Here is a 12,882-nt window from a genome sequence, read left to right on the forward strand (position 1 = left end):
ATCACAGTGTCGGGCCGTGGAGGGCTGGCGAATGCCAGTCCCGTCAGGGATGAGCGAATAGCGAACGTGGAGCAGCGCGATCCACAAAGTGGAGACGCTCAAGGTTCCGTCGCTTACTATTTGGACTACGGCGAGTTGAGTAAAAAATATGAAAAATATCTTTGAAGAAATCAATGAATTTTCTTCGGAAAAAATCGCGTTATTCAGCTTTGGGAAATTTTGCTACGTCTTTCTTAATAAAGACCCGATCTTTGTCAAGAAATTGCTTCCCCTCATCCAAACCTCTCTGGCAAATGAGAGCTTTCAGGCAGACGTAATGCGTGCTTATACGGAGGGCTGCATGAATGAAAAGGCGGCCATTCTGAAAGAATTTGAAGCCAAACGCGACCATCCAAACGCAGCCAAGTTTTATGGGCCACAGCTTGATCTAAATAGCTGCGCCTAATACCGCTACACTTTTGCCTGACCATGTTTTCCTCCGGGGAATGGGCTGGCGGTTTCCATAAAATGGCGGACCTTTTTCAGTAACTGCCACATTGAGCGGCACTGATGATTGCGGGTTATCGTGTCATGAAGTGCCTGCCATAGCCGTTCCACATGATTCACCCACGGCGAGTAAACCGGCTGGTAAATTACCCTGAACTTGGGATTTGCTTTCAACCAGCGCTGTGTTTCGCGGCTTTTATGGATAATGTAGTTATCAACGATCAGCGTGATTGTTTTCGCCCGCCGGTAAGTGGCTTTCAGGTGCTTCAGCAGAGCGATAAACAGCGCTGAACTTTTGCTGTTGCCGCCCACGTAGCTGACTTTACCCGTGCCACTGTGCAGTGCGCCGGCCAGATAGTATTTTTCGTTCTGCCCCGGCGTCACTACCCGTTTCTGCTGTCCGCGCAACTGCCAGTCCGCACCGATTTTAGGATTAAGGTGGATATCCACTTCATCTTCATAAAATACCGGATGCTCTGCGCTGCATTCATCCAGCGCTTTGTGGATTACCGCCATCTTTTCATCTTTATGTGGGTCACGGATACGCAGAGTTGGCGCGGCCCTGCGCCATACAAGCCCCGCAGATGGCAACCAGCGGCGAACGGTTCCTGCATGTAACTGGCAACCGGTTATCTCATTGATTTTTAATGCCAGTAATTCGGTGCTCCAGCGTGAACGTTGATAACCAAAATCGCCGGGAGAATGCTTTATCAGCTCACGTAACAGGGTGCAGATATGTTCAAAAGGCCAGCGTCGGGAGCGCCCTGCGGGTAAGGATTTCAGGCCTTCAATACCTGAGTGCGTAAACCAGTTAATCCAGCGACCAACGGATGAACGGGCACAACAGAGAGTTCTGGCAACATCGCTGACCCGTTCACCCCGATGAAGCATTAGCATGGCCGTGAGTCTGCGGGCATGATTTTTATCACGCGTTTTATGAATAGCTTTCTGCATCAGGCGTCGTTCGCCACGGGGTATTGGTACTATGATCGGCATCGCTCAGCCCGGTTGGTGATTTTGGTTGGTTTGGCGATTGATCAGATCGCACAATCCGGGCTGAGTTCCCTTTCAGTGATCTACTATTCCGCGCAGCTATTTAGTGGACAAGCGATTGGCTATAAAGACAATCCAGCATTTAATGGACTACTTAAATAATTATCTCAACGAGTATCCGGGATCGCTAGAAATTCTCAACAATTCCTACAAGCATATCCATGACGAAGATGGTGTTTCGTACATAAAAGAAAATTACGCAAATTATCGCATTGGCTGCATTTTTTATTCCAAGCACCAATCAATCATGGGGAGGGCTGAGATGCTGGAGCTAAAATATTCCAAGGTAGTTGAACGTGAGTACGAGAAAATTGGAATTGACATAAGAAAGGAAGATGCTCAGTTCTCTAAATATAGTCTTGTCAGCCTGAACGAGAATATTCAGATATTCAACGACAAGGATAGTCAGACAATACGCGATGAACGCATAGGGCGACACTTCTGGATAAAAGTTCCGAGGAAGCTGCTTACCTCTATCGAGGAACTCATTGAAAAAGGAATGCTGTCCGAAATAGCATTCAGGATTGATTACGTCTCCGATTATGTCCCTGCAATGGAGGAGATGGAGTTTGGCGCTCCGTTGCGATTGAAAATATCTTCCCTTCCTAGATTGTCAAAGTTCTACTCCACCGATAAATATGAGAACAATCTATGGATTCACCATGACGCAGAGAAGCTAAGTTTGACTTTTGAAGAATTGATGGAGGACTTTGAGGTGGCAGGCGACGACGTCGTAACGCAAGTCATCCATCTTGAATACAGTTCAAAAGGCGATGATTTTTTTATAACTCACTTGGATCACGAATTTATCGTATATACGTTGGATAGCTATCAAGAAAGATTGAGCAATGCCAACATCAAGGGGCATAGAAAAATAAAGACATTCAAAATAGATAACTCAATGATCCCGTTTGATATAAATATTAGCGGGGATCTTTTTCTGTTTCAGGTTCTCGATTCGTATTTAAAAAATGATGACTTGATTCGTGAATATTTTGAAAAAATTAACTGACTTTATAGTTTGAGATATTTAATTAAAACAGCGATCGGCATAGAACATGGCGCTGCTGCCCGCGATAATCATGTGATTGGGCGCTCGCGCCCACTAGCCCCAGCGCATCCTTGAGCCGCAGGCCAGTTCCTTATCGGCCTATGGCGATTCCACACTAGCATGGAGCCTCGATAGAGCAAGAGATCCGTTGCCACATGCTCGTGCTGTGGTTTGGGTGTACGGTTGGACAGATGCTGCTGTCAGGACTTCTCGCCAGGCTGCCGCTGCTCGATCTGCAACCGCGCCCGTTCGGTCGCCTGCTGCAACCGCTCCCCCAGCACCGCACGCGGCGGCAGGGTCGTCAGGTATTCGGCTACGTGGATGCCCGACTTGTCCAGCTCCAGCAACTCGATCTGCTCTGACTTCTTGCCGGTACAAAGAATGATGCCCAGCGGCGAGGCTTCCTCCGGTTCGCGTTCGTGCTTGTCGAGCCAACGCAAATAAAGCTCCATCTGCCCCTTGTATGCTGCCTTGAACTCGCCGATCTTCAACTCCACCGCCACCAGCCGCCGCAGCTTGCGGTTATAGAACAGCAGGTCCAGGTGGAAATCCTCGTCGTCGATCTGGATGCGTTTCTGCCGGGCTAGGAAAGAGAAGCCCGCGCCCAACTCCAGCAAAAAAGACTCCATTTCGCGGATGATCGCGGCTTCCAGGTCGCCTTCCTGCCAGGTATCGCGCAGGCCCAGGAAGTCGAGGATGTACGGGTCGCGCATGACCAGCGCCGGCGACATGCGCTGCGCATCGCGCATCGCCGCCAGCTCTTGCGTGATCGTCTCGTCCGGCTTCTTGGACAGCGCCGTGCGCTCGTATAGCATCGAGTCGATGCGCTCGCGTAGCGTCCGCACGCTCCAGCGTTCGGCGCTGGCCATTTGCACGTAGTAGTCCCGCTGGAGCGGGTCTTTTAGCGGCAGCAGCGCCACGAAATGCGACCAGCTCAATTGTCGTGACAGCGTCACGACAATTGGCTCGTCCGAGAAGGTGGCGGCGAACTGCACCATCCGGCGCAGGTTCTTGTCCGCGAAGCTACGTCCGTAGTCGCGGACAAGCTGCGCCGCCAGGGTCGGCAGGATTTCGTCGCCGTACCCGGCCCGCTGCCCGGCAAGCACTTCCGTATGGATGCGCTGGCCAATGCGCCAGAACAGCAATGTCAGCTCGGCATTGACCGCCGAGGCGACGCGCTGGCGCGACGCTTCGATCAGTGCCCGGATGTCGCCCAGCAGCGCGGGCGGCGCTGCTGGCGCTGAGACGGATGCCTTGCGCCGGGTCATGCGGCCACCTCCTTGGCTCCCTGCATCCCGGTGATCGTCTTACGCCGATTCGCCACCAGTTCGGCCGCCTCTCGCACCGGCTTATCCTCGGTGTGGACGTAGCGCATGAACATGACGACGGTCTTGTGCGCCGTTAGCGCCATGCCGACCTTGACCGGGATGCCCGAATTGGCAATGTCGGTCGCCGAACGGTGGCGGATGCCGTGCGTGCCCACGTGCGTAGCGCCAGCCGCCTTGAGCGCACGGCTCCAGCCACCGTAATACTCGCCCGTGGTTAGATGCTTGCCAGCGTGGCTAGGAGAAGGCAGCACATAGCGGCTACCCTCCTGCCGGGGTGCCGTCGAGAGTAGCCGATAGGCTTCCTCGCTCATGGGCTTAGACATGCCGCCTGTCTTGCTGTCAGGCCAGACGACGCGCCGGTTCTGCAAGTCAACCCAGTTCCATTCCAGCGCGATGATTTCCGAGCGGCGGCCGGCGAACTCGAACTGCAGGCGGATTCCCAAAGGGATGACGTAGTTCTCCAGCCCCTCCGACTCGATCTTGTCGAGCTGTCGGAACAGGTTGCCCATTTCTTCGTCGCTGATGAGGTGAGTCGATTTGCCGGCAGGGAACATCGGGACGTGACGGCAAGGGTTGGTACCGTCGGGCCGATAGCCCCATACCTCGGCCATGTTGAACATCTTGCGCAAGACGCTGAATACCTTGTTCGCCTCGGTCTGCTTGTACGAAAGCTTTTCCATCAGTCCGGCGATTTCAGGACGCTTCACGTCCTGAACTTTCTTGCGTCCCAGCAGCGGAATAATGTTGCGATTGATGACAGCCTGATAGCCGGCTTGGGTGCTGAGCTTGTTGCGCTTCTTGGAGTAGTCCTCCATGAACTTCGTGCATAGCTCCTTGATCGTAGGTGCCTGGCGCGCCTCCGCCTTCTCTGCGGCGGGATCTCCGCCTCGGCGGACTTGGGCCAGCCATTCCTGCGCCAGCGACCGCGCCTGTTCGACGGTCAGCTCCCCGTACAGTCCTAGCGAGGGCTTGCGGCGCTCGCCAGCGTTCGTCCGGTACTGGAGCATGAACACCTTGCGACCCGCCGGGGTAATCTTGCACAGGAAGCCGGGGACCAGCGTGTCCCGGAGTTCGACGGCCTCTGCCTGGGGTTGCGCCGCATCGACAGCGGACTTAGTGAGTTTGATCTTAGCCATGATGACTCCTTGGAAAGACCTGGATTCCAAGGGCCGGATAGGAGTCAGGCGGTCGGAAGTCAGGTCAGGTTTCGGAAAGCACCGGCATATGTTGAACTCGCTTAAGTCATTGATAAACCTGCTGTATCGGGCTGTAGCGTAGTCCAGCGAATTTCGGTGCTGGAGTCATGGTGAAATAAAAAAGCCTCCCGTTTAGGCGCCTCTTAAGGATGGGTTTTCGTGGCTAAAGATGAAAAGCAACACGCTTCCCGGTTAGGAGAGTTGCCCAAATCCACTATGCCGGGTGAATGATGTGTTGATCCATGCTGACGGGTAGGTGTATGGGCAGATCCGCAGAGAGCGGCAGGCCAGTTTCATTTGCGGTTTTAGTGATGGGACATCAGGTTATCCACAAAAACGGTGCATAAACCTGTGACCGGAATCTGGATAAGATGGGATAATCATCATCGCGGTGCCATTACCTTGAAAGGGTGACCCGGTACCGGGTCACCCTGCCTCGCTTTTACTTCAGTTCCTCGATATTCAGCATAAATTCTGACGTTCCGCTGACGCCGGAAATCGATGGGAAAATCGGGAAGCTGCGGCTGTCACCCAGACCCAGATCCAGCTGAACGTTTTTGCTCTCCCCTGGTGCTGCGGAAACCCCATTCACCGTAACGCCGAAGGCCGCATCCTTACGTACCGTCAGTATCGCGTCCTGTTTCCCTGTTGCGATAGAACCGTCCTTCTTGCGCAGCTGGCTGGCATACAGTACAGCCAGCGGCGTGTTGTCGGACGTTTTCAGGGCGGTACTGACGGAGATGGTCTTAAGGTTCTCCAGACGTACCAGGTTGTTCGGCAGGTAGTTAAATTCGACGGCGCTTTCTTTAACGTTGTTCATCTCGTCTTTGGCATACACGGTCAACGTGTAGGTTTCACCGTCATTAAGTGACGGGAAGATCTTCGGGTAATTCGGTGTATAGAGATCATTTCCGAGATTTACCCAGGACAACTCAACAGCATCAGATACCGGTCCACCTCGAAGCGTCATGCGAGTTAACGAGGGTTTGGTCAGAGTATCTGCGAGCTGAATTCGGACGTTTTCCAAGCCGAACACTGTCACGTTGCTGGTGATAGGTTTGTTTTCGTAGTTGATACTGATGGACGGCGGCGAGTTATCGACCGTCACGGTTTTGTAGGCTAAGCTTCCCGTGTTGCTGAAAGAATCCTGGGCGTTGAGCTGCACGTTATAGCTGCCCTCCGGGATCTGTTTCAGGTTGAAGTCGTAAGTATAATTCCCGGTTGCTGTGTTACGCCCCGTTTGTTTTCCTGTCACGTTGATATCCGCGTTATTGCGGGATTTGTCAGACAACCACACCCGGCTCAGTTTAACGGCATCGAAATACCATCCGTCTCCTGGCTCGTTGACGAATACCTGAAGAATGTTGGTCGCATCATTGTAGTTGTAGCCAGTAACTGTGGGCCCCTTTGTATGCCAGGCGATGTTTTCCCAGAGCGGCATGAAGAAGGTGGACTCGGTTGTCGAACGCACTTCATAGGCAGTATGTATATAGCCGGTGGTACCGTTTGTAATCGCCTGTGTCAGGTCGACAGTACACGACGTTGACCCGGCAGGGATCTTGCAGGTGGCACTGCCGGTAATTGCTTGTTCGTAGGGGCGTGCTTGCACAGTGAAACGGATCTTGGTTAGGTTCACCGGCATATCTGAAGCCAGAAAATTTTTCCAGTCGACGCTATTGAACCAAGTGCCGTCAGACTTCTGTCGCTCAATCGCAGGACTCCCCCACGCAGGACTTTTTACCGCCGCCGGGTCCCAGTTCAGCCAGGAGGCGTACTGAGTCAGACCGCCACCGGCCCATTGGTACCTGTTCACAGGGCGATAGTAGTTTCCATCCAGAGTACCCTGTGGGAGCTTCACTTCTACGTACACATAGGTCGTGTCTTCTGAAATAACCTTAGAGCCGCCATAATTGTTAAGAATGGTGATGCCGCCGTTACGGTATGGCTGCCAGTTAGTTCGGGGAATACGAATGACCATCCGGTACGGGTTTTCGAGTACAGAGAGCCCCCGCACAAACGGTACGTACCCTGAAGAGATCCCTGGAACCACACTCGTACTGACTCGTGAGTCATGGACCGCAAAGGGCGTATATTCACCTATCTGGTCATCAAATAAAAAGCGCTGCGGAGGAATATTCAGCGTGTTTCCGGCCTTATCAGTGATGATAAAATTGAAGGTGAATTCTTCATTGAGATCGCTGGTGGGCATGCCAGGTTGAGTGACCGCTTCCTTTATCCAGGGGTAAAAGGCACGTTTTGCCGCCGTGTCGTAGCTGAGTGTATTATCGGAAACGACTGTTCCATTGCTGCGCTTGATGACCAACCGGATCTTGTCTATGCCATACGCATCATCAACGCCGTCAGCAAAGATGGAAAACTGGCCAGAACCTCCGCGACCGAGCTCCCAAAGTGGTCCACTCAGGACCATGTCATAGCCTGCGTTCTGGCTTGGGTATATGCTGGTGTACTTCGGCGCTGTAGTATCGATGGTGAAACGATACGTTGTGGAACTTACGACGGCTTGCTGGAGATCTAGCGTGTCATTGATTACCGTGAAAGACCCTTCACCAAGTGCAGGTAACCCCATGTCCTTTCCGTAATACTCTGTGCCGTCGGCAGCAACAATGCGGTCTGCAACACTTATCTTGGCCGTTAGTCCCGAATACATAACCTTTTTATCACTGTCCCTGGTTACAGTCACACGTTCGTACCGGTCTAGACCGGAAATTAAGTTTAGGGTCAGGGCGCCAGCCGGATTGAGATAGCTCTGCGTTGCAGGCTTAAGCGTCATTGCCAGCTGATTGGTGTCGGTATAGGAATAACTGAAAATCTGAGCCGCCGCCGGATAAGTTGAAGAGATGGCCGTGGCAATGATACAGCCTGTCAGTATTTTACGCATGTGATGCTCCCGGGATGTATTTGTCCCTATTTTACAAAATCATTTCTTCTGACCTTGCTGGTTATCAGAGGTATTTCATAGCTTTAAACTTTTGAAAATGTCCGTTATAACAACTTTGGCGAGGTAAAAATTGGCAACGGATTGACTATTGAGATGGATCTTCACCAGGACGAGAAAAAGTGACTTTTCGTACACGAACAAGTAAGCAAGAATTCATGTTTTGATGTAAATGCCACAGTGCGGGAACTGAAAGATATGGGTGGAGGTTTGGCTATATTTCAGCAAGGTGCCGACTTAACGACACCCCAAAATTATTCAGAACTGCGGGAATTCCACGGCAAACTCAGATGTACCAGAAACGCCACTCTTTCCTGGTGTGACAGAATAAATACGTTCTTCACCCTGCCCCATATCAAAAATGATTGCCTTTGTCTCTCCTGGCGCAACGGTTACGCCAGCTACACTTACCGGGAAGTCAGCATCTTTCCGCACGGACAGCGTACCGTTTAACTGCCCAGTAATGACAGAACCATCCTTTCGGCGAAGTACGCTTGTCCGGATAAAAGCCAGTGGCTGGTTATCCGTGGTCTTTAGTGCAGCCGCAGTAGCAAGGGTACGTAGCCTGTCCAGAGTGATCATGTTTGCTGGTTGATAGAGGAAATTGAGCTTTTTCGAGGACCGGTTTCCAGAGGCATCGACTGCGTGAGCTTCAATTGTATAAATGCCATCCTCTTTTGCTATTACGGGAAAGATACGCGGGTACTCTGGCGTATAAACTCCTGAGCCCTGACTGGAATAAGCTAATGTCACCTGTTCACTGTTTGGTCCACCGCTCAACACCAGTGATTCAAGCGAGGCGTCACCTGAAGGGTCAGCTACACTAATTCTGAGGTTTTCTAGTCCCTTAACCAGTTTGCCTTCAGGATCATCATTCAGATACCGGTAGGAAATTAGAGGGGCAGTGGAGTCAATGGTAAGCAAATCATTTATCACGTAGTTTGCCGTGTTGCCCACAAGATCTCTTGCATAGGCGGACAGAACGGTATATTTGCCGTCCGGCAGATCAGCATAGGAAATGACCGCGTTTTTTGTTTTAAAATCACTCTCTGTCCATGTCCTGGCGGGTAGGTCAATCACATTCCCCGTTTCGGTTTTAAGCACCACGCCAAATTCTCGGGTATCCCATGCTCCTATTTGCCATCCATTTATCCGGTCATCATCAGTAACCGTCATGGTTACATTTTTATCCATACGGTTAATTTTTACGGCGTTAATAACCGGTGGGTTGTTATCCCAAATCACTACGAATGCCCCAGCCAGATTATCATAAATAGCAGTACCGTCTTTACCTGAGACCAGATGGATGTATTGCATCCCCTTATCGGAAGTAAAGGTATAATCCACGTTCATGGTACAACCAGTGCTTCCTACCGGGATAAGGCAGTACCAGTTACGGTTCGAATTAGCTGCAACCCGTTGTACATAGTTACGAGGTTCGGTAGTCACGCGTATTTGGGTAAATTTGGCAGTTCTTACATTCCCAGTAGCACTGCTCCATTTACCGGTATCACTACGAAAAATTTCTTTGCTTGTGACCTTTGGTGCAAGTTCCATGGTTGGGGAAGGAGTGAAAGATAACTCAGAGTGATGGTACCGACGAACGCCTCCCGCAAGTGTCTGGAATTCGTGATAAATATCACCGGTACTGGGGAAAACAAAATTGAACGAATAAATATTATATGTGCTGTCAGAACTTTGATAATTGGCATCTGCCCACCCAAAGCTTGTTTTATTAGCAGCAGTAAAGTTACTTTTATTCCTGAGTACCCGCAATGATATTGGATTACTGTAAACAGTTATCCCAGCTGAGTAGTTTTCCCAGGTATTTGTCCTGGTATTAAGCACCTGTAGAACAGAAGGAGGGTTGACCCGATCAATCACACTTTGTCTGCTTACTGATGCTTTATTTCCTGCCTTGTCATAAACATAAAGGCCCATACGGTATTCAGACTGAGAAGCTGGCGCCAGGGCTGGATCGCTCGCAGTAGTATTTTGGACGGTTACTGAATTATCGACCAGGTTAATTACAGCCCCTCTCTTTCGTTCAACGCCGTTCGAATCGACAAGAAAGTACTCAGCCCGGTCGAGACCAGAGCGACTGTCTGAAAGGCCTGAAAAGACGAGAGCCTGAACAGAGGCATACTGCATACCTGAAGGAACGCTGGTAAAGATGGCTTCGCTACCATATTGCCATCCATTTCGCGTATATCCAATTGTGCTAGTTTTAGGGGGAGTGCGGTCGATAGATATAACGTAGTCCCGGCGAGAAATTTCATTATTTTGGAGATCTGTGATCACTTCCCTCAGGGTGTAATTATCTTCACCAAACGCAGGGACACTTAACCTTTTTCCATAATAGTCATACCCGCTACTGGAGGTCATACGGTCATCAACCGTAACTTTGCTACTTTTCGTGCTCCACAAGCTTGCACCGTTGACATTAAGTAACGACAACTGGACGTACCGGTCTAAGCCGGAGATTACATCAGCCTCGAATGAGGTTGCTGGATTAATCCACTGCACAGATGGAACAACAATCTTTGGTTGATTCTGAGTGTCATTGAATCTTAACTCTGCAATCTCAGCTTGTGCCGTAAACGAAAAAGCTATGAGTGGTGCTAAAAGTATCGCCCTGCATTTCATGATTATCCTCCCCCAGTCAGGTATCAATAATACCAAGTGAGCAAGGCTAACTTTTCTGGGAAGGGGATATAAAAAACAAGAAAAAAAGAGTGAAATGTTCGCCAATAAAAGCAGGAATGCGAAGTGCTTAACATGCACTATTAATCACAGTTTATCTCATCCTGAGTAATAACCACTGCTCGGGCTCCCCGCTATCTTGTAGGGAGCCCATAAAGGGAGCAATCTGTACCAACTCCTTTAACAGGTTAGTTTTCAAACCAGGGCGAATCGGCAGCGTTGGCGGAGTCTTCACTTTGCGGTGACTCTCCCAGAAATTGCACTTCATGTACCGGTTTACTTTTCCCCAGGCTCTGCTGGAAATCATCCATCATAAATTCAACATCATTTTGGTCCTCTGGCAGGCCAGGTGAGATTTCAGACATGGTCTTTCCTTCAGTTAAAGGCATTCTACATACAGAACACGGACGGAGACGGCAGTGTTGTCAAACTCGTTATCGAAGGTGTCCATCCATTCAGCACGGTATCCCTCGCCCAGCAGGTTATCGATCCCCTGAAGGGATAGCGGCAGGACGGCCGCTAAACGCCCGCCGGAAACGAGATGAGACGCAGCGGCCAGTAGATGGAGTTTAGCCCGGTTGTCAGCAAAAGGTGGGTTCATCACCACGCAGTCGAATTTCTGATTTGGGTTCGCTGCTGACCATGCCAGAAAATCGGCCTCCGTTGTATCGTAACCTTTAGCTCGGGAGACCAGACAATTTAGTGTATCCAGTTCGATGCCGGTAACGTTGACGCTCTTAGGAAAACATTGCAGCAAATCCCCGTGCCCGATGCTTGGCTCTAGCAGTCGCTCCCCCTCCCCGGTCGCAATAATGGATGCGACGTATTCACTGAGTCGCAGCGATGAAGGGTAAAACTGGTGGGATACAATATCGGGCATGGCACCCATATGACCGATGAAGCGCATCACTTCGGTCGGGTCATAATCAAATGTCACATGGTAGCTAGTAATCCGGGCACCGAGGAACCGCAGAACCTCCGCGTTCACCTGCCGCGTTTTATCAGCGAACTCACCGGCATAACCGAGCGATGTCCAGCTGGACCATTCCTTTTCATTCCGAGTGAATTCCAGCTCTGCGAGCTGCATCCGTGAATGAAAATCGATGCAGCGTTTCAGTGCCGGGAACTCCTGCAACGTGGCTTTGTAATGGGCTAAGCGTTCAGTAGGCAGCGCCAGAGGGACAATGGCAGCAAGAATGTTGTTAAGCCGTTCTGCAATATCAGGATGTACATCAATGTGCATCGAACCATTCTTGTAAACCCGAAAACGAATACTGTTGCCATCCAGGCTGATCCAATTTCTGAACCCAGCATGACCAACCATATTCTCAACCATTTTTTTCGTGTCATAGACCGGTTTAACTGTTTCTCCCCGGAAATAAGAACAGATCACCCGCAGTTCCGACAGTGGCATGAGTCCTGATTCTTTGAATTCAACTTTAAGTTTTACCCACTTGTCTTTCACCCCTTCACAGACACCGACGGTGATCATGCGGGTTGAGAAACCAAAAGCTTTATTGGTTTTGTGGTGACGGCTTAATGATTGAAAAACGGCATAGACGCGCTCTTTAATGAACTGATGCCGGTCATTGAGCAATGTGACAACCGTGGCAACTACTGCGTCGAGTGTAAACTCAGGGATCTCTTGCGGAGGCCGGTGATACCGGTCAGCAGTAAATTGCTTGTCCCATTCGTTCTTTTTTTCGTCAGACATCACGGACAGCACATCGGTAAGGGCCATTACCCGCTTCCAGTACTCAGAACGAAGTGCATTTTCTGCGTACAGGGCATCTGTTTCTGAAATGAGATGGTTATAGCCCGAGAGGTAGGAATAGAGCTTCTGATTTCCGTATTTCATAAACTGAGTGGACATGGACCTCAGTAAACTAAGCTCTTCGTTATAGGATTCGACCTGGCTGGCAATGATGCCAAGCTCTTCCCGCATTTCGGGCAGAAAGTTATCCTCGTTAACACTGAGGCCAGTTAGGGGCATACAAGCGACCAGAGAGTTCCCTGGGGCGCCAATTTGGGGGAAATTAGATTCAACAGCAGACATAGTATCAGTCCTTTATGTAGGAATTATCTATTACCAGGATATCAACCTCGTTC

The 12,882-nt window shown here is 50.5% G+C and carries 9 protein-coding genes; 2 read left to right on the forward strand and 7 right to left on the reverse strand.

Annotated elements, in window-relative coordinates:
• Positions 1-148: 148 nt before the first annotated feature.
• On the forward strand, positions 149-445 hold the full coding sequence (locus tag C2U43_RS28410; protein WP_040113300.1) for a hypothetical protein: 297 nt from the start codon (positions 149-151) through the stop codon (positions 443-445).
• Between the two features lie 5 nt (positions 446-450).
• Here C2U43_RS28410 and C2U43_RS28415 read toward each other — a convergent pair whose 3' ends face one another.
• Complete coding sequence (locus C2U43_RS28415) at positions 451-1,482, reverse strand: IS630-like element ISEc33 family transposase (RefSeq protein WP_040113301.1); 1,032 nt, start codon at positions 1,480-1,482, stop codon at positions 451-453.
• Positions 1,483-1,597: 115 nt separating this feature from the next.
• On the opposite strand from C2U43_RS28415, the gene C2U43_RS28420 reads away from it, so the two are divergent.
• Entirely contained in the window at positions 1,598-2,551 is a 954-nt protein-coding gene (locus C2U43_RS28420) for a hypothetical protein (RefSeq protein ID WP_139156502.1), read from the forward strand.
• A gap of 239 nt (positions 2,552-2,790) precedes the next feature.
• Here the strand turns inward: C2U43_RS28420 and C2U43_RS28425 are convergent, their stop codons facing one another.
• From C2U43_RS28425 to C2U43_RS28450, 6 genes are all read right to left on the reverse strand, one after another.
• Entirely contained in the window at positions 2,791-3,858 is a 1,068-nt protein-coding gene (locus C2U43_RS28425; RefSeq protein ID WP_004883035.1) for a PDDEXK nuclease domain-containing protein, read from the reverse strand.
• On the reverse strand, positions 3,855-5,054 hold the full coding sequence (locus C2U43_RS28430; protein ID WP_022652142.1) for a tyrosine-type recombinase/integrase: 1,200 nt from the start codon (positions 5,052-5,054) through the stop codon (positions 3,855-3,857). The genes C2U43_RS28425 and C2U43_RS28430 overlap by 4 nt, the downstream gene beginning before the upstream one ends.
• Before the next feature lie 502 nt (positions 5,055-5,556).
• On the reverse strand, positions 5,557-8,013 hold the full coding sequence (locus C2U43_RS28435; RefSeq protein ID WP_022652143.1) for an Ig-like domain-containing protein: 2,457 nt from the start codon (positions 8,011-8,013) through the stop codon (positions 5,557-5,559).
• A gap of 315 nt (positions 8,014-8,328) precedes the next feature.
• Positions 8,329-10,716 (reverse strand): Ig-like domain-containing protein, encoded by a 2,388-nt coding sequence (locus tag C2U43_RS28440; protein ID WP_022652144.1) that lies wholly within the window; start codon positions 10,714-10,716, stop codon positions 8,329-8,331.
• A 245-nt stretch (positions 10,717-10,961) separates the two neighbouring features.
• The gene (locus tag C2U43_RS28445; RefSeq protein WP_022652145.1) at positions 10,962-11,138 is read right to left on the reverse strand and encodes a hypothetical protein; all 177 of its coding nucleotides are present in this window, start codon (positions 11,136-11,138) and stop codon (positions 10,962-10,964) included.
• A gap of 14 nt (positions 11,139-11,152) precedes the next feature.
• Entirely contained in the window at positions 11,153-12,829 is a 1,677-nt protein-coding gene (locus tag C2U43_RS28450) for a DUF4942 domain-containing protein (RefSeq protein ID WP_015063091.1), read from the reverse strand.
• Positions 12,830-12,882 lie beyond the last annotated feature (53 nt).

The sequence above is a fragment of the Citrobacter freundii complex sp. CFNIH9 genome (genome assembly GCF_002903305.1).
Lineage (GTDB): Bacteria > Pseudomonadota > Gammaproteobacteria > Enterobacterales > Enterobacteriaceae > Citrobacter > Citrobacter portucalensis.